This window comes from Pseudomonas sp. Pme6b (assembly GCF_058129925.1).
In genome coordinates this window covers 4,882,511-4,900,818 of the sequence record NZ_CM176704.1, presented here as the reverse complement: position 1 = coordinate 4,900,818, position 18,308 = coordinate 4,882,511, and the positions used below count along the sequence as shown (strand labels likewise).

The window sequence follows — 18,308 nt, the reverse complement described above, 5'->3', positions numbered from 1 at the left end:
GGCCATGCAGAACGGCATTGCCTGCGCACACTCACTATCGAGTGCGCACAGGCATGCCAGGGCACGGGCTATCAGGCTTCCTGATAGCTCTCGATGGACGGGCAGGCACAGACCAGATTGCGGTCGCCGAAGACGTTGTCGACACGGCCGACCGGAGGCCAGTACTTGTTCTCGATCAACGAATCAACCGGATACACCGCCTGTTCGCGGCTGTAAGGATGGCTCCACTGGCCGACGATTTCCGCAGCGGTGTGCGGTGCGTTTTTCAACGGGTTGTCGTCTTTGTCCAGTGTGCCGTTTTCAACCGCGCGTATTTCTTCACGGATCTTGATCATGGCGTCGCAGAAACGGTCCAGTTCCTCTCTGGACTCGCTCTCGGTCGGCTCGATCATCAAGGTCCCGGCAACCGGGAACGACATGGTCGGGGCATGGAAGCCAAAGTCGATCAGACGCTTGGCCACGTCATCGACGCTGATGCCGCTGCTGTCCTTGATAGGGCGCAGGTCAAGGATGCATTCGTGGGCAACCAGCCCGTTGGTGCCGGTGTACAGCACCGGGTAGTGCTCTTCCAGGCGGCGCGAAATGTAGTTGGCGTTGAGGATCGCCAGTTGCGAAGCGCGTTTCAGGCCTTCGCCGCCCATCATGCGGATGTACATCCAGGTGATTGGCAGGATGCTGGCGCTGCCGAACGGGGCTGCGCAGACTGCGCCTTCCTTGCGCTCCATGCGTGCATGGCCCGGCATGAACGGGGCGAGATGGGATTTGACGCCGATCGGACCAACGCCTGGGCCACCGCCGCCGTGCGGAATGCAGAAGGTCTTGTGCAGGTTGAGGTGCGATACATCGCCACCGAATTTGCCCGGAGCGCACAGGCCGACCATGGCGTTCATGTTGGCGCCGTCGATGTAGACCTGACCGCCGTTGTCATGAACGATGCCGCAGATTTCACGGATGCCTTCTTCGAAAACGCCGTGGGTCGACGGGTAGGTGATCATGATCGCCGCAAGCTGGTCGCGGTGTTGAACGGCCTTGGCGCGCAGGTCTTCGATATCGACGTTGCCACGTGCATCGCAGGCGGTGACCACGACACGCATACCGGCCATGTTGGCTGTGGCCGGGTTGGTGCCGTGTGCCGATGAAGGGATCAGGCAGATATCGCGATGCTCATCGCCACGGCTCTGGTGATAAGCGCGGATGGCCAGCAGGCCGGCATATTCACCCTGGGAGCCGGCGTTCGGTTGCAGCGAGATTGCGTCATAGCCGGTGGCCGCACAGAGCATGGCCTCTAGCTCGTCGGTCAATTGTTGATACCCGGCACTTTGCTCGGCCGGGGCGAACGGGTGCAGGTTGCCGAATTCGGCCCAGGTCACCGGGATCATTTCGCTGGCGGCGTTGAGCTTCATGGTGCACGAGCCCAGTGGAATCATGGTGCGGTCCAGCGCCAGGTCCTTGTCGGCCAGCTTGCGCAGGTAGCGCATCAGTTCGGTTTCAGAGTGGTAGCGGTTGAACACCGGGTGGCTGAGGATTGCCGACTGGCGCAGCAGTGCAGCGGGCAGGCGCGACGGGACGCTGGCTGCCAGTGCGGTGAAGTCCGGCAGGTTCTGACCGTCGCTGGCGAAGATTTCCCACAGCGTTTCAACTGCCGACTGCGAGGTGGTTTCGTCCAGTGACAGACCCAGGTGCTGGTCGTCGATTTCACGCAGGTTGATGTGCCTGGCGCGAGCCGCTGCGTGCAGCGCCGCGGTCCTGCTGCCGGTGTTCAGGGTCAGGCTGTCGAAGAAGAATGCCTGCTCGGCCTTCAGACCCAGCGTACTCAAGCCTTCGGCAAGGATCGCGGTCAACTGGTGAACGCGTTTGGCGATCTGTGTCAGGCCGCGCGGGCCGTGGTAGACGGCATACATGCTGGCGATGTTGGCCAGCAGCACCTGCGCAGTGCAAATGTTGCTGGTGGCCTTTTCGCGACGAATATGCTGTTCGCGGGTCTGCATGGCCAGACGCAGGGCCTGCTTGCCGTGACGGTCCACCGATACGCCGACCAGGCGGCCCGGCATGTCGCGCTTGAAGGCATCGCGGGTTGAGAAGTAAGCCGCATGCGGGCCGCCGAAGCCCAGCGGTACACCGAAGCGTTGTGCGCTGCCGATGGCCACGTCGGCGCCAAATTCGCCTGGCGGGGTCAGCAACGTCAGTGCCAGCAAGTCGGCAGCCACGGCGACCAGCGCGTTGGCAGCATGGAAACGTTCGACCAGCTCGCGGTAATCGAACACGTCGCCGTTGCTGGCCGGGTATTGCAGCAACGCGCCAAAGTAATCGCTGACGTCGCCCAACTCGGCTTCGTCCGCCACCACAACAGTAATGCCCAATGGCTCGGCACGGGTACGCAACACATCAAGTGTCTGCGGGTGGCAGTGGCTGGACGCGAAAAACTGTTGGCTAGCCTTGTTTTTGCTCAAACGTTTGCAAAAGGTCATTGCCTCGGCGGCCGCGGTGGCTTCGTCGAGCAGAGAGGCGTTGGCAATCGGCAGGCCGGTCAGGTCGCTGATCAGCGTCTGGAAATTGAGCAGTGACTCCAGACGGCCTTGGGAAATCTCCGGCTGGTATGGGGTATAGGCGGTGTACCAGGCCGGGTTTTCCAGCAGGTTGCGCAAGATCGGTGCCGGCGTGTGGGTGTTGTAGTAACCCTGGCCGATGTAGGTCTTGAACAGTTGATTCTTGCCGGCGATGGCCTTGATGGACGCCAGCGCATCGGCTTCGCTCTGCCCGGCAGGCAGGTCCAGCACGCTGGTGCCCTTGATGCTTTCCGGGATAACGCTTTCGCTCAGCGCTTCAATGGAGTCGAAACCCAGCGTCTGCAACATGGCCTGCTCGTCGGCAGCGCGCGGGCCAATGTGACGGGCGATGAATTCGTTGGCAGTGGTCAGTTCAATACGGTCAGTCATGGCGTGCTCCTCAGGCTTGGGCGTTGGCTTTGATCAGGCGGTCGTAGGCGTCCTGATCCAGCAGGCCGTGGATGGCGTCGGCATCCTGTGGAATGAAACGAAAAAACCAGCCTGCACCGAGAGCGTCTTCATTGACCAGCTCCGGCGTGTCATCGAGGACTGAATTGACCTCGACCACTTCACCGTCCAGCGGCATATTGATGCTGCTGGCGGCTTTCACCGATTCCACCACTGACACTTCAGCGTGTTGAGTGTAGGCCTGCAAATCCGGGAGCTGCACGAAGACTACGTCGCCCAGCGACTCTTGCGCATAGGGCGTGATGCCGACCGTAATGCTGCCGTCGGCTTCGGCACGCAGCCATTCATGGTCAACGGTGAATCGCAACTCGCTCATACAAACTCCTCGGAGAACAGCGCTCGCGCAGCACGCGAACAATATGAGCTATGGCTAAGCAATTTAGCGGCCATGTTTTATTTTTTCATATAAATCAAATAGTTACTGATTATTAGGTCAGTACGGTCGATTTCATCTGTAGCGAAATCGCTACACCGTTCACGTATTTGAAAATACGTGCCTGATCAAGGCCTTGATGCAAGCGGAGTAAGCTGTAATGGAGTGAAATCATTACAGTGGAACGATTTCGTTGCGAGGCGAGGGGCGTTACTGCACCCAGCCAGCGCACAGCGCTGACCGGGTGGTCGTTCATGACGCAGGCTTAAGGCTTGGGCGTGGTAGCGGCTACTGAAATATTACCTGCTTCCCACTGCGACTCGCGCGCATCCAGTGCAACAGCAATGGCTTGCACCTTGGTGGATGAAAGCTCCGACGGCAGTGGATCCAGACCCGCACTGGCGAAAATCTGGCCGTAAGCGTTGCGCAGGTCGGCATACGCCAGGTCGCGACGCAGATCAGCCTGCAGGGTGTTCAGTTCGCCCTGGATCAGATCCAGCTCGCCCAGACCGGCTGCCTGATAGCGATTGCGCAGTTGACCGACGATCTGGCTGTCGATGCTCGACAGCTGTTGGCTGGTTTTGAACTGGCGCAACGCCTCGTTGTAGTTGGCGTTGGCCACGTAGAGCTGGGCCAGTACGGCAATGGACATTGCCTGACGACGCGCAGTAGCGACTTCTTCGCCGGCCTTGGCGACGTCAATGGCGGCGGGTGCCGACAGCACATTGAACAGGTTCCAGGTGACTTTTACGCCCAGATCAGCCCATTTGTCGTTGACCAGAAACGAGTTGCTGTCGTAATGGCCGCCTGCCGAGAACTCCAGGCCCGGCAGCATGCGCAGCATGGCCTTGCGGGTTTCGGCCGAGCTGATACGGGTTTGGTAATCCTGTTCGCGCAGTTCGGGACGGCTGGCCAGGGCTTCGGTTTCCAGGCGTGCCATGTCGACCTTGAGTTGCGGAATCGAGTAGTCGTCCGGCGTCGCCAGCTTCAGATCGGTGCCCAGTGGCAGGTTGATCAGGGTCGCCAGTTCGGTCTTGGCCAGTGAAAGCGCCTTGCGCTGTTCTTCAAGCTGACGCGTCGCCTGGATCAGCGAGCGCTGATAACCCAGTGCCTGTACCGGGTCACCCACACGCTGCTGGCTCATTTGCTGGCTGTTGTCCTGCGCTTTCTCGACACGAGCCATCAAGCTGTCGATCTGCTTGAGCATGCGCTCGGCGGCGACGGCGCGCCAATAGGCTGAACGCACGTCTTGAACGATGGTGTTGATCACCTTGCGGCGGCGTTCCTGAACGATCAGGCGCTGGTCGCCTTGCTGTTTGGCGCTGATGTAGCTGACACCGAAGTCGAGTACGTTCCACACCATGGTCAGGTCGGCGACACGACGGCTGCGATCCTGCGAGGTTGAAGGTTCGAGGGACTGGGTTCCGGTCTCGACGCTTTCACTGCTCGATGCGCTGACGTTACTGCGTCCGGCATAGCCCGCTGAAAGAGCCATGCGCGGCAGCATGTCGAAGCTGGCGAGGTCCAACTGACGTTTGGCCAGGGCTTCTTCCATGATTTTCAGACGCGCTTCAAGGTTGTACTTCACCGCGCGGGCCATGGCTTGGTGCAGGGTCAATGCACCGTTCAATGGCTCTTGATCCTTGTACATCAGTTGCAGATCGCTTTTGGCGCGCTGCTCGCTGACGCTTCGGTCGATAGGCTGGCTGGTAACAGCGCAACCACTCACTACCAGCGCCAGCAGACTGATGCTGAACAACTTCTGACTTCTTTTCATGCTCCGACCGCCCCTAGCTCTAGCTACCGCATTCTTTTTTATGAGCGCCGTACAGCTACGACGCATTACCAAACCCTGTTTCAGGCTTGCGCTTCACTTACACCGACTTCCCCTAAAGCCCATGCCAGTGCGCGCAGTTTTTCTTGCTCGTTATCAGTGATCTGTTGCAACTGCTGACCCAGCGTCAGCGCGCCGAAACCGGCCTGGATGCTTTGTGATGAGTCTCGCAGGCCGTTGCTGCCAGCGCTGTTGAAGGCGCCCGCCGTCGAGCTGTCCGTCGCGGATTCGCGGGAAAACAGCGTCGACAGCGTACTGCTGCCGAACACGCTGCCTTCGCCGCTATTGAAGCCTGTGAACCCGGAGCCCGGGCCGCCTACGCTGCTGGAGTCGAACACCTGGGCAATGAAGCTGGGTGCCAGGGCACGGTTGGTGATGAAGATATTGCCCACAGGCGGCAGATCACCGCCGGTAGTGCGCTGTTCGAACAACGGCGAGAAGCTCAACGGCGAACCCAGATTGCCGGTTGGCGGACCGAACAGCGCTGGCTGCAGTGGCAGATTGGGTGGGTTGACCAGCGGTGCTGGCGCGTCTATCCGGAACTGCGGGTCTCCGGTCAGCGACGTGGTCGTGATGGCGTAGTTGGGAGACAGCGCGATGCCTGTCCCTGCGTTGCCTGCCCGGTCAGTCACTGTGCTGCTGTCCAGCACAATGAAGTTGCTCGGGTCAGTGACGTTCGCAGTCGGCGTCAGGGTCGCGGTCCAGGTGGCTCCGCCATCGCTGCTGGCCAGGTTGGACAGCGTGCCGTTGGCCACGCTGACATCCGCCAGCGTGAAGTTATTCACCGGCTCGCTGAAGGCAAAAGTCACCAGTGATGTCTGACCCGTCGCCAGGTTTGGATTGGCGATGGAAATGTTCGCTGTCGGACGCTGGTTATCGATGCTGTAGTTGCTGGACAGCGCGACTGTTGTGCCCGCGTTGCCGGCCAGATCATTGACTCTGCCGCTGTCCAGAACGATGAAGTTGTTGGCTGCGGTGATATTGGCATCCGGTGTCAGCGTTGCCGTCCAGGTGAGGCCGCCGTCGCCGCTGCTCAGGCCGGACAGGCTGCCGTTGCCGACACTGATGTCCGACAGATCGAAATTGGTCACGCGCTCGCTGAAGGCGAAGGTCACCAGCGAGGTTTGACCGATGGCCAGGTTCGGATTGGCGACGGTGATGGTCGCAGTCGGGCGCTGAGTATCGATGGTGTAGTTGTTCGAGGCCGTGGTGCCGCTGCCGGTATTGCCCGACGCATTGGTCACGCCAGTGTTATCCAGCGTGATCAGGTTGCTTGCATCGGTCACGTTTGCGTTTGGTGTGAAGGTGGCAGTCCAGGTGATGCCTCCATCGCTGCTGGAAACCGCGCTGAGCGTGCCATTGGCGACACTCAGGTCGGCGTTGCTGAACCCGCTGACCGCCTGACTGAACGTGAACGTGACCAGAGACGTTTCGCCTGCGGACAGTGCATTGTCGGCCACCAAGATGGTGGCGGAAGGTCTGGTCGTGTCGACGGTGAAACTTGCCGAACTGATGATGCCGCTGCCCGCGTTGCCCGCCAGGTCGGTGACACCTGCGCTGTTCAGGCTGATCTGCCCGGTGCTGGCATTCACGTTTGCGTTTGGTGTGAAGGTGGCAGTCCAGGTGATGCCGCCGTCATTGCTGCTGACCGTGCTCAGCGTACCGTTCGGTACGTTCAGGTCGCTGTTGTCGAAACCACTGACTGCCTCACTGAAGGTGATAGTAACCAGTGAGGTTTCACCCGCCGAAAGGGCGTTGTCTGCTATTACGATGCTGGCAGTCGGTCGCGTCTGGTCGATGGTGTAGTTATTGGAGAGCGTCAGGCCGCTGCCCACGTTACCGGCCAGGTCAGTCACACCGCCATTGTTCAGCGTCACCGAGTTGCTTGCGCTGCTAATGCCTGAGGTTGGGGTTAGCGTTGCCGTCCAGGTAATACCGCCATCGCTGCTGCTGACCGCGCTCAGGGTGCCGTTGGCAATGTTCAGGTCCGCATTGGTGAAACCGCTGACCGCTTCGCTGAAGGTGATCGTTACCAGAGAGGTTTCACCGACGGCCAGCGCATTGTCGGCCACCACAATGGTCGCGGTCGGGCGCAGTGTGTCGATGGCGTAGTTGTTCGAGGACGTGACGCCGCTGCCGGTATTGCCCGAGGCATTGGTGAACCCTGTGTTGTCCAGGGTCACGAGGTTGCTTGCGTCGGTGACATTGGCGTTCGGTGTGAAGGTCGCGGTCCAGGTGATACCGCCGTCGCTACTGCTGACCGCACTCAACGTACCGTTCTCGACCGTCAGGTCGGCGTTGTTGAAACCGCTGACCGCTTCGCTGAAGGTGATGGTGACCAGCGAGGTTTCACCTGCGGTCAAGGCATTGTCCGACATTGTGATACTCGCAGTCGGGCGTACTGTGTCGATGGCGTAATTGTTCGAGGTGCTCAGCCCGCTGCCTGCGTTACCCGCCTGATCGGCCACGCCAGCGTTGTTCAGCGTCACCGAATTGCTGTTGCTGGTAATACCTGCTGTCGGCGTCAGGGTTGCCGTCCAGGTAACACCGCCATCGCTGCTGCTCACCGTGCTCAGGGTGCCATTGCTGATGGTCAGGTCGGCGTTGGTAAAGCCGGTCACCGCCTCGCTGAAGGTGATGGTCACCAGCGAAGTTTCACCGATGGCCAGCGCGTTGTCGGCCACTACGATGCTGGCCGTCGGGCGCTGGGTGTCGATGGCGTAATTGTTGGAACTGATTGTGCCGGTGCCTGCGTTGCCGGAAGCATTGGCAACGCCGCTCGCATCCAGCGTGATCAGGTTGGTGGTGTCGGTTACGTTTGCGGTTGGCGTGAGGGTCGCGGTCCAGGTGACGCCGCCGTCGCTGCTGCTCACCGCGCTCAAGGTGCCATTGGCGACGGTCAGGTCGGCATTGGTGAACCCGGTTACGGCCTCGCTGAAGGTAATCGTCACCAGCGAGGTTTCACCCGCGGAAAGGGCGCTGTCGGCCACAACCACTGTGGCACTCGGGCGCACGGTGTCGATGGTGAAGTTGCCCGAGTTGCTGGTGCCGGACCCGGCATTGCCAGCCAGATCCGTTACACCTGCGTTGCTCAGGGTGATCACGTTGGTGGTGTCGTTGACGTTGTTGTTCGGCGTGTAGGTCGCCGTCCAGGTGATGCCGCCGTCGCTGCTGGTGACGGTGCTCAAGGTGCCGTTGGGCACTGTCAGGTCGGCGTTGGTGAAACCACTGACGGCCTCGCTGAAGGTAATCGTCACCAGTGAGGTTTCACCGGCCGTGAGACTGGCGTCTGCCACCAGAATGCTTGCGGTCGGGCGCTGGGTATCGATGGCGTAATTGTTCGAGGTTGTGGTTCCCGAACCCGTGTTGCCCGCCGCATCGGTGACCCCTGTGTTGTCCAGGGTGATCACGTTGGTGCTGTCGGTAATGTTGTTGGTCGGCGTGAATGTCGCGGTCCAGACAATATTGTTGCTGGTGGTCACGGCACTCAGGGTGCCGTTGACGACGGTCAGGTCCGCGTTGGTGAAACCGGACACCGCCTCACTGAAGGTGATGGTGACCTGCGAGGTTTCACCAATGCTCAGGGAGTTGTCCGCCAGCACGATGGTTGCGGTCGGGCGCGACGTGTCGATGGCGTAATTGTTGGACGTGGCAGTGCCTGAACCGGCGTTTCCGGACAGATCCTGCACGCCTGCCCGGTTCAGGCTGATCTGGTTGGTGGTGCTGGTCAGGTTGGCGGTCGGCGTCAGGGTCGCGGTCCAGGTTTTGCCGCCGTCACTGCTGCTCACAGCGGTCAATGTGCCATTGGCGACCGAGATGTCGGTGTTGTCGAAGCCGGTAACCGCTTCACTGAACGTAAAGGTGACCAGTGATGTTTCACCCGCCGCCAGTGCGGTGTCTGCTACCACGACAGTCACTGTCGGCGGAACGGTATCGGACACTGCGTAGTTGTTGGAGGTCACTGTCCCGGTACCGATATTGCCGGCTGAGTCCTGCACCGCCGATAACGGCAGGCTGATTGCATTGGAATTGGCGGAAGTATTGCTGGAGGCCGTAAGAGTGGCTGTCCAGGTAATGTTATTGGTGGTCACCAGGTTGCTCAACGTACCGTTGGGCACGGTGATTTCGGAGATTTCCAGGCCGAAGACCGGCTCACTGAACGTGAAGGTGACCGCCGATGTGCCACCCGAACTCAGCGACGAATTGGCAATCACGATGCTGGTGCCCGTTGGTGCCGTCGTGTCTGAGGTGTAGGTGGCGTTGAGCGTGCCGCCGTCGTTGAAGATATTAGTGACGGCGGTAGGCGAGGAGCCATTGGTGCCGCCGCTGGTCGCTTGTCCGCCAGATCCGCTGCCACCCACGTTGCCAGTCATCGCCGAGTTATTGCTGGAAGTGATGTTGACCGTGCCTTTGTTCCAGATCGCGCCGATGCCACGGCCACCGTTGCCACCAATCGTGCCGCCGCCGCCACCACCACCGCCTGCACCGATGTTGTTGCTGATGGTCGACGTGCCGATGATCGCCAGAGTGCCGGTCGAGGCGTTGTAAATGCCGCCAACTGCCGAGCCGCCTCTGCCCCCATTGGCGTCAAACCCAGAGCCGCCGCCACCCCCACCGATGGTCCGACCTCCGCTGGTCGCGGTGCCGCCTGCGCCGCCGTTGGTGTAACCGACAGGCGTGCCATTCCCTCCTGCGCCGCCTCCTGAGGAGTTACCGCCTTGGCCGGCCAGGTAAGCAGTGCTGAACGATGCCCCGTTGCCGCCGGTATTGGCTGACGGGGCGGTGGATGTATAGGTGCCGGCACTGCCACCCGCAGCACCGTTCTGCCCGCCGATGCCGCCGCCGCCACCACCCACGTTTGGCGAGTTGACGCCACCGCCACCGCCACCACCCGCTGCCGAGTTGGCAGTGACGGTGACATTGCGCAGCGTGAGGTTGCCGGCGTTGTTGATTCCGCCGCCCAGTGCATCAGAGGCCGCAATGGTCGCACCACTGCTGGCGCCCGCCGTGCTGGCCACGCCTCGGGTAATGATCACGCCATCAAGTGTGGCTGTGACCCCGGAATTGACCCGGATCACGCTGGTTCTGTTCTGCCCATCGAGGGTGACGTCAGCGACGCCGTCGTTGTTCAGGTCGCCGTCGATGGTGATGTTCTTGCTGACTACCAGCTGGCTTTGCAGCGCGACGGTCATGCCGGTCGAAAAGGTTACGATATCGCCGTTCTGGGCATTGGTCAGCGCGTCACGCAAGCTGCCTGCGCCGGTGTTGCTGGTGGAGGTGACCGTAAACGTTGCCAGCCCCCACTGGTAAGCGTCCATAGACTGTCGCGAAAGGGCGCTGACGCTTTCAATGCTGCCGGTGGCGATTTCCAGATCCCAGTCGCCACCCGCGCCGGTGCGGTTAGTGGACGCAGCAACATCGCGGCCAGTCAGGGTTGCCAGCGAGTCGACAAAGCTCAGGCCGGTGTCGCCCTCGGCGGTGTTGCAGGCGTAGATCAGAATATCGCCACCAACATTCATGTCGTTGCCGATTTCGGCCAGCAGGGCGCTGCGTTGCGCGATGTTGTCCGCGGAAACATAGCTGTTGCCCAGCCAAAGGTCGCCGGAGTTGCCGTGCGCAATGATCTGCACTGAGCTGACGCCCTGATGAGACCCCAGGTAATCGGCAATCTGTTGCAGGCCATCCTTGGTGGCGTCCAGTTCGACCACTTGCGCACCGGGCGCAACGCCCGCCAGCAGGCTGGCCGAATCCTTCACCCGTGAATCGACAAATACGACGGTGGTGCCGGGCACGGCGGCAGGCGTTGCAGCCACGTCCGAAGAGGCTGGCGCTTGCGCATGATGGTCGTTGCTGGCGCTGTTGGCCTGCTCGGCGCTTTTGGCCGATGCGTCGGGCGTGGGCTGGCTGTCCGGCTGGGCCGCTTCAGCAACGGTGGCTGCGACCGCACCGTCGAACAGCATGCGCGGTTCGAGAGACATGATCATGGGGGAAACGGGTGAGGTTGCACTCGAAGGTGCCCGCTTTGCAGTCCGCGATTTTTGTTTATTCCACCACATGTTGCTCACCAGAGATCGAACGTTACGAGTGATAAAACCGCAGTCAGTTAACGGCGGCGTCTGATTTCATGCGGATGACATTGGCTGCGCTGGCAGACCCGTCATTCCAGAACGACAACTTTGAATACTGCTCGAACAGGTCGGGCGGCAGGATGGTGGGCCTTTGCTCCAGCGCAACGCGCGGCTTGACCTTGTGCAAGCCTGATACGCCCAGCGCATCGTCGAACTGCGGGGCGTCATAGGCGAGGTTGTTGAAGTCGTGTTCAAACCACGGTTCTTCGATGAAGTCGTAGACCAGCCGTATGACCCGTTCCGGGGCCTGGGACAGCAGTTCGTAATCGATCAACAGAATCGAGTCGGCATGCTCGCCGTAATAGGCTTCCTTGAGCGATGCCCAGGCAAAGCCCACCAGACGATTGCGCTGCGCCAGCGTCTCGACCCGGCTGTAGACCGTATTGCGTTCCACGTCATCGTTGAACAGCTTGGTGTTTTCAAAAGGGTTGGCGCGGTACAAACGCTCGATACTGTCCATGACCCAGGCGACGTTACGCACGCAGGCAATCACTTTGCTTTGCGGGAACAGGTCCATGAGCGCGGGCAGGCGTGAACACCAGCCACGGTTTGTATCGAACACCACGTCTTTAGCGGCCTTGTCGGCGTAGTAGGACTCGAAAACACCGCGCAACAAGCGACGACGCACATCGGTGTTGATCACTGAGGAGAATTCACTGCCAGCGCTGCACTGGCCAAGAATACTGGAGAAAAGAGAGCCAACCGGGCTGCTCATACCCGCATGAAAGCGCGGGTTTTGCAGGAGAATGGCTGATAGCAGGGTGGAGCCCGATCGTGGCAAACCTGCAATGAAGTGGAATTTTTGCATCCATGCGCCCCGGAAAAACAACTGTTTATACGAGTGTGTGAACTACGTAACAAAGTGCATTCATATGCCAGTAGTTCGACAGGAGCCAGCATGTCTTGAGGGATGGGAGGGGTAAAAAAGCTGATGCAGCGTTCTCCCTCCCGGTTTTATTAGGGTTTTCCCGATGAAAGAATGATGAGTATCAGATGAGCGGTAGTGAACTTTCCGACAACGACTGTTGAATGTCACTGGATGTGCGACGGATAACGGTCATTTGCAAAAACATTTACACACTGAAAACTGCGTCTACGCTTCTATCCTGCCACCTGCCACCTGCCACCTGCCACCTGCCACCTGCCACCTGCCACCTGCCACCTGCCACCTGCCACCTGTGGACCGTGCTCCGGTGGATCGAAGTTTCCCATGACATAGAAGAAGGATGAGGGTGTATGGAAGTTTTTATGGGTTCGATCATGACGTTTGGCTTTCCGTTTGCGCCTGCTGGCTGGATGCAATGCAATGGACAAACATTGAACATCAGTCAGTACAACGCCTTGTACGCACTATTGGGCGTCATTTATGGAGGGAATCCCTCGCAGAACTTCATGTTGCCCAATCTTCAAGGCCGGGTGCCGATAAATCAGGGGACCGGGGTCAACCTCACCAACCGGGTGATCGGCTCTGTATCGGGTGTTGAGAAGGTCACTGTGGCCATCGCCAACATGCCTGCACACGTGCACCAGATGAGCACGCTGACCGCAAACACCACCATCACATTGGCCAACCCGGCAGTGACCGGGGCGACCATCGCGCCCACCACAGACAATGCGTTCATAGGCGCTTCCACTAGCGGACCGACCTCCGCCAATATCTTTTCGCCCAATGCAGGCACCGCACCTGTCGTGCAGAAGGGCGTCAGTACCGCCATCACCGGAACCATGCAGCCCGTCGGAGGCAGCCTGCCTATCGACAGCATGAACCCGTTCCTGGTGGTGAACTTCAGTATCGCCCTGCAGGGTCTTTTCCCTACCAGGGACTGATCTGACACGAGTCCAGGGACGGGCTCTTCCCACTCATTTCACTGGAGATGCGTCATGCTGCAAGACGTTACCGTTGAACACTTCCAGAGCCTGCTGGGTAATACCTGCCAGTTGCAAATGAGCGACGGCAGCCAGTTGCCTGTGCATGTCGCCTCAGTGGCCGAAAAACCGCAGGCACGAGCCGCCCGGCAACAGCGTATGCCGTTCAACGTTTTACTTGAGTCACTTGAGCCCAGCGAGTTTGTCGATGGGGCCTGTGCTATCGAACTGCCGGAGCTGGGCCTGCTACAGAATGTGTTCGTCTCTCGTGTTCCCGCCATGGGCCGCGACGAGAACCTGGCCTACTACTGCATAAGCTTCAACTGATCAAAAGGCAGCGGTCTGGCCTGGATACCAGATCAGTCTCGCCGCTGCCACATCCTGCTCTTCAACCTGAAACCCCAGCGCCAGATATTGCTGGCGAGCATGCGGGTTGTTGGCCCAGACCACTGTTGCCACCGGGCAGCGGATCTGTTCGGCGGCCTGCTGCACACCCTGCAAAACGTTGCGCCCGTAGCCCTTGCCGCGCGCTGCCGGAATGAACGCCAGATACAGCACGCGTATCTCGTTGTGTCCGAAATCTGTGACCAGCGCACCGATGGGCGTGCCGAGCTTTTCAATCACGTAGCGCATGGCGTTGGGGAAGTTTTCTCCCTGCCCTAGATCCTGCACGCGAAACTGCTGGGCGATGACGTCTTCAACCTGATCGCGTTCGCCGTCGATCAATTGCAGATCGGGCCGCGCCGAGTGGTAGAGCATCTGCAGAAAGGCAGTGTCGGTTTCTCTCGATGGCCTTACAACCAGTCCGTCGAGGTTGGCGAAAGGTTTTTTTGTCATCAGGGCTGTCCTCTGTCCATGTGTCAGCTTCAGAACCCGCTTTCACGCACTCCAAGAGCGGCAAGCCTGCGCCAGGTTGCGCCCAGCAGGGATTCACTACGACCGTCCAGCACCGCGACGCCGCGCAAAGGCTGAGACGGTGCTGCGGTATTGTCGACCAGTCTAAGGCGTACACCATACTGGCCCTGTACCGGTTCGGCGCGCTGATTTTCGTCGCGCCGCACGGCAATCGGTCCGTGGTGATCGGAACTCAACGCCTCTTGATCCAGCCACGCCACGCCGTTGGCATCGACTTCCTGAAGCTCCACGAGCAGCGACTCACGCATCGGATCATCGGCAATAAAGCGTCCGCGATCACCAGGTGCGATACGCCACAGCGCGTTCTCGGCCACGTAACCGCGAATTCGCGTGCCTTCCTCGACAATCCTCAACAGCGGGTCTCTGGTTGAAACCCAGCGACCTTCGCTCAACTGGGGCAGCAGGTCGCGCACCTGCCCGGCCTTGGGAGCGCGTAACAGCAGACGTTCGCGTTGTGCAGCCAGGCCGCGATACTCGGCAACGGCTTCGGCCAGACGCTGTTCGAGAATCCCGGCATCGGCGGCGGTCTCGCTGCGGCCCGCCTGACGGCGCATCTGCAACTGCAAAATGTTGATTTCACGGCGCACGATACTTTGCCGCGAGTCGATATCCGGAGATTCCAGTTCCATCAGCACGGCGCCTTGTTCGACCTTCTGGCCGTCGTGCACATTGACCTGCCTGACTCTCGCAGCGGCCGGGGCATGAATGGCCGTCACGCTTTCTGCTTCAAGCATGACCGGCAACTCGACACTGCTGTGCCACGGCACGATGAGCAACAAGAGCAGTGCCAGCAAGCCTGTCGCACTGAGCAGCACACGGGGTGCGTACGCCTGTTCGCGGTATGACCACCAGTGGCGACATTCCTTGAAAATCGGCAGGAAAATGAACCAGCCCAACTCCACCAGCATCAGGAAAATCCCCAGCAACTTGAAAAACAGATGGTAGACCGCCAGCGCGATGCCAAAAAACAATGCTGCACGCCACAACCAGGACAGATACCCCCACCACAGCAGACGACGCTGCATGGCCGCTGACCACGGCTCCGGTGCGGGAAGGCCGTAGCCGAACAGCGCCTCGCGCAGTCGCCAGCGACACAGGGCAAAAGCCCGGCCCTGAAGATTGTCGACTTCCCAAAAATCGCTGATCAGAAAGTAACCATCAAAGCGCATGAACGGGTTGAGGTTGACCACCACAGTGGTCAGCCACGTCGCGCTGGCGAGCATGAATGCTGCGGTGCGCGCCGGTCCGTCGGGCAGCAGTGACCAGGCCAGCAAGGCGATACATGCCAGCAGCATTTCCGCCAGCACGCCACCCGCGCCGATCAGCAGTCGGGCGCGGCGATCGTTGACCCGCCAGGCATCGCTGACATCGGTATAGAACAACGGCAACAGGACCATGAACGCCACGCCCATGCTCTGTACCCGGCATCCGGCACGCTTGGCCATGAATGCGTGGCCGAACTCATGGCAGAGTTTGGCGAAAAACAGCGCTATACCGAATGCCAGCGCGCCACCCAGGCTGAACAGGTGGGGAAAGGTCCCGATGAAGCGTTGCCAGTCCCGGGCTACCAGAAAAATTCCCAGCCCCAGCGTGAGCGGCAGCCCGTAGCGCAGTAATCCTGAGCCATAGCGCGCCAGCCACGGCCAGACGCGGTTTAGAAATGCGTCAGGACGCCAGAGCGGAATCCGGAAGAACAGATATTGATGCAAGAGCATCTGCCACAGCCCATGACGTGCCGCTGCGGCCTTGTAGGCGTAGCTGGCGCGCTGTTCCGGGTCGCGCGCTGCGATCAGGTCATGGCCGCGCAAGAAACGCAGCAACTCGTCAATCTCGGTGTCGCCCAACGGCAGGCCCGGCTCGCGGTTGGCCGCTTGCAGCACCTGTGAAGCATCACCCAGCGCCCAATGACGCAACAGGCGAATGGCCTGGGTGCCAAGCTTGAAATAGCGACCGCGCACCGGGTCGGCCAAGGTCCAGCGTGGCGAACCGTCAAGGGCTGGGGCGGCAGGTGTAAGCTGCAAATCTGCACGCAGGTTGGGCAGGTTCATTACAGGCCTACACTTTGACGCAGGCCGGCAAGAGGGCGACGCAGCAGGTACAGCGCCAGTGGAGCACGGTCGCCGAATACCTTGGCTGTGCCACGCAGCCCGATCCGGGGTGGCGGCGAATCGAGAAAGCTGGCATCCAGACGATACGCCAGCTGCCCGCCGGGAGTGGGCTGGGCCTCATAGGCTGCTCGCTCAAGGCGGGCGGCATGCCGTTGCAGCGGGTCGCTGTCCAGAAACAATGCGATTTCGGCATCCGGTTGCAGGGCGATGGCGTCGCCAACTGCCAGCTCGATGCGCAGCTCGGCCTGAGTCGGGTCGGCAATTTCCAGCAGACGCTCGCCGGTCTGCACCGGCTTGCCGAGCCAGCGCTGGGCATCGGCAAATACCGCGATACCGTCGCGTTCGGCGCGCACTTCACTGCGTTTAAGCAGTTCACGGGCATAATCGCGCTCGGCACGCTTCTGCTCGACACGGGCCGCCAGCAGGTCGATTCGTGAACTGGATTCGGCATCGGCGAAAGAGCGCTGCGAGTTGGCTTTCAGTTCCGCTTCGGCAACGCCCAGTGCCCGTTCGGCTACATCAGCCTGAGCCTTGAGGGTAGTGTTCTCGAAACGCAGCAGCAGGTCCCCGGTCTTGACGACCTGATTGGGCTTGACCAGAAACTCGGCCACCACGCCATCCAGCGGCGCAGCCACCACGCGTCCGCCCAGCGGTACGACTTCGGCGGGTGCCAGTACCGACTGACGCACCGGAATCATCAGGCACAGCAGCGCCAGCATCACCAGCAAGGCCTGACGCTTGCGGTTGAAACGCAAGCGCCACGGTTTTCCGGGCTGCAAGGCGAGCCAGGCATGGCTGCAGGTATCGCCCAGTTGTGCCAGCAGGATTTGCTCTGCGGGTGTCCACGGCGTGTCGCGGGCCAGCCACAGGCCGCCAAACACCTCACCTTTACGGTCTTGCAGCGGCAGCCAGAAAACATGCGGTGCCGACAGGCTGTTCCAGTCATCGCGTACCGATGCACTGAGTGAATCCATGTGCACGACGCGCGCCGGTTTGACCTGCTCCAGTTTCAGCAACTGGCCGACGGCATGTTCGACAAAGGCCACGAACGGCGCATTGGGTTCGATGATGCTGACTCCCGTCACTGAGCGCACCTTGCCGGCGATCACCAGCGCTGCGTGGCGATAGCCGAACAACCCCTGGCTGTCGTTGACCAGGCTGTACGCCAGTTGATCTATCGCAGGTGCGGCGCGGGTCAGCCGTTCAAGGTCGAGAAACTGCGCGAAAACCCGTTCAACCGCGCCGGATGCGGGGGCGTTCACTTGAGCTCCGCAAAATGTGCAGTACCGTTCATGCCTCCCAGCAGGCCCTCCGCTTTGGGCAGGCTGGCGATCAGCAGCAATGTCTGGCTGCCTTCATCGATACGCGCACCGAGGCGCTTGACGGTGGCGGTCAGCGGCTGACCGGTCTCGTCGGGAACGAAGCTGAAGGTTTGTCCGGGCTTGAGTCTGCTCATCCAGCGCGAGGGCACCAGCAGGTGAATTTCCAGCGTGCGGTTGTCGACGATTTCGAGCATCGGCGTACCGGCTGCGACACTCTCGTAACGTTTCACCTTGCGCTCGACGACTTGCCCGTCGTAGGGCGCAACCACGCTGCAGCGCTTGATCTGTACCTGATAGACGCCAGACTGCGCCTGAGTTTCGGAAAGCTTTGCCTCGGCACGTGCCACCTCGAAACGACCCACCGAGTTGAGCGCCGCCAGTTGCCGGTTGTGCGCCAGTTCCTCGCTGGCACCACGGCTGGCTGCCTGCGCGGCATTGAGCTGAGCCTGGTAGGCCGAACAGTCAAAGCGGGCGAGGGTATCGCCTTTGTTGAAAGACTCGCCTTCCTGGAAAGGCAGGTCAGTAATACGGCCGGACAACTCGCTGGCGAGGACAGCCTGATTGGTTGCGCGCAATACGCCCCGCGCTTCGCTGGACGAGGTGGGTGTACTGGCTGCTGCGTTGTCCTCGATCAGTCCGGCATCGCTCGGCGTTTGCGCCTGAGCCAGCCCCGCTACACTTAGCATCCCTAAAAGTACAGCTGGCAAACACCGCATGCAGCGAACTCCTTCAAAAATGGCATGATCGG

General features: G+C 60.5%; 11 protein-coding genes. 2 read left to right on the top strand and 9 right to left on the bottom strand.

Translation table 11 applies throughout. From position 1 onward, the window contains the following. Positions 1-71: 71 nt before the first annotated feature. From gcvP to AC4ANE_RS22185, 5 genes are all read right to left on the bottom strand, one after another. A complete protein-coding gene (gene gcvP / locus AC4ANE_RS22205; protein ID WP_002552290.1) occupies positions 72-2,936 on the bottom strand; it encodes an aminomethyl-transferring glycine dehydrogenase in 2,865 nt (954 codons plus the stop codon). Positions 2,937-2,946: 10 nt separating this feature from the next. Then, the gene (gene gcvH / locus AC4ANE_RS22200; RefSeq protein WP_002552291.1) at positions 2,947-3,330 is read right to left on the bottom strand and encodes a glycine cleavage system protein GcvH; all 384 of its coding nucleotides are present in this window, start codon (positions 3,328-3,330) and stop codon (positions 2,947-2,949) included. 322 nt (positions 3,331-3,652) lie between these two features. After that, positions 3,653-5,146 (bottom strand): TolC family protein, encoded by a 1,494-nt coding sequence (locus AC4ANE_RS22195; RefSeq protein WP_031595939.1) that lies wholly within the window; start codon positions 5,144-5,146, stop codon positions 3,653-3,655. A gap of 98 nt (positions 5,147-5,244) precedes the next feature. Continuing rightward, the gene (locus AC4ANE_RS22190; protein WP_460409009.1) at positions 5,245-11,181 is read right to left on the bottom strand and encodes an Ig-like domain-containing protein; all 5,937 of its coding nucleotides are present in this window, start codon (positions 11,179-11,181) and stop codon (positions 5,245-5,247) included. A 139-nt stretch (positions 11,182-11,320) separates the two neighbouring features. Then, on the bottom strand, positions 11,321-12,157 hold the full coding sequence (locus tag AC4ANE_RS22185) for a sulfotransferase family protein (protein WP_002552296.1): 837 nt from the start codon (positions 12,155-12,157) through the stop codon (positions 11,321-11,323). Positions 12,158-12,585: 428 nt separating this feature from the next. Between AC4ANE_RS22185 and AC4ANE_RS22180 the strand changes: the two genes are divergently transcribed. Both AC4ANE_RS22180 and AC4ANE_RS22175 read left to right on the top strand, forming a co-directional pair. Then, positions 12,586-13,176 carry a phage tail protein gene (locus AC4ANE_RS22180; protein ID WP_002552297.1) on the top strand — a complete coding sequence of 197 codons (591 nt, stop codon included), beginning with the start codon at positions 12,586-12,588 and terminating at the stop codon, positions 13,174-13,176. 54 nt (positions 13,177-13,230) lie between these two features. Next, complete coding sequence (locus AC4ANE_RS22175; RefSeq protein ID WP_031595941.1) at positions 13,231-13,542, top strand: DUF6916 family protein; 312 nt, start codon at positions 13,231-13,233, stop codon at positions 13,540-13,542. Here AC4ANE_RS22175 and AC4ANE_RS22170 read toward each other — a convergent pair whose 3' ends face one another. From AC4ANE_RS22170 to AC4ANE_RS22155, 4 genes are read right to left on the bottom strand one after another with little or no spacing between them, the layout of a single operon-like run. Then, positions 13,543-14,052, bottom strand: coding sequence for a GNAT family N-acetyltransferase (locus AC4ANE_RS22170; RefSeq protein ID WP_002552299.1), 510 nt, complete (start codon positions 14,050-14,052; stop codon positions 13,543-13,545). A 29-nt stretch (positions 14,053-14,081) separates the two neighbouring features. Further along, the gene (locus tag AC4ANE_RS22165; RefSeq protein WP_002552300.1) at positions 14,082-16,178 is read right to left on the bottom strand and encodes a site-2 protease family protein; all 2,097 of its coding nucleotides are present in this window, start codon (positions 16,176-16,178) and stop codon (positions 14,082-14,084) included. Continuing rightward, entirely contained in the window at positions 16,178-17,500 is a 1,323-nt protein-coding gene (locus tag AC4ANE_RS22160) for an efflux RND transporter periplasmic adaptor subunit (protein WP_002552301.1), read from the bottom strand. The genes AC4ANE_RS22165 and AC4ANE_RS22160 overlap by 1 nt, the downstream gene beginning before the upstream one ends. Beyond that, positions 17,497-18,246, bottom strand: a complete 750-nt coding sequence (locus tag AC4ANE_RS22155; protein ID WP_031595942.1) for an efflux RND transporter periplasmic adaptor subunit — start codon at positions 18,244-18,246, stop codon at positions 17,497-17,499. Before AC4ANE_RS22155 ends, AC4ANE_RS22160 begins: the two co-directional genes overlap by 4 nt. Positions 18,247-18,308 lie beyond the last annotated feature (62 nt).

Bases quoted from the DNA above. Each gene is read 5' to 3' on its own strand.
- AC4ANE_RS22170 (WP_002552299.1), bottom strand. From the start codon at position 14,052: ATGACAAAAAAACCTTTCGCCAACCTCGACGGACTGGTTGTAAGGCCA.
- AC4ANE_RS22175 (WP_031595941.1), top strand. From the start codon at position 13,231: ATGCTGCAAGACGTTACCGTTGAACACTTCCAGAGCCTGCTGGGTAAT.
- gcvP (WP_002552290.1), bottom strand. From the start codon at position 2,936: ATGACTGACCGTATTGAACTGACCACTGCCAACGAATTCATCGCCCGT.
- AC4ANE_RS22180 (WP_002552297.1), top strand. From the start codon at position 12,586: ATGGAAGTTTTTATGGGTTCGATCATGACGTTTGGCTTTCCGTTTGCG.
- AC4ANE_RS22185 (WP_002552296.1), bottom strand. From the start codon at position 12,157: ATGCAAAAATTCCACTTCATTGCAGGTTTGCCACGATCGGGCTCCACC.
- AC4ANE_RS22155 (WP_031595942.1), bottom strand. From the start codon at position 18,246: ATGCTAAGTGTAGCGGGGCTGGCTCAGGCGCAAACGCCGAGCGATGCC.
- gcvH (WP_002552291.1), bottom strand. From the start codon at position 3,330: ATGAGCGAGTTGCGATTCACCGTTGACCATGAATGGCTGCGTGCCGAA.
- AC4ANE_RS22165 (WP_002552300.1), bottom strand. From the start codon at position 16,178: ATGAACCTGCCCAACCTGCGTGCAGATTTGCAGCTTACACCTGCCGCC.
- AC4ANE_RS22190 (WP_460409009.1), bottom strand. From the start codon at position 11,181: ATGCTGTTCGACGGTGCGGTCGCAGCCACCGTTGCTGAAGCGGCCCAG.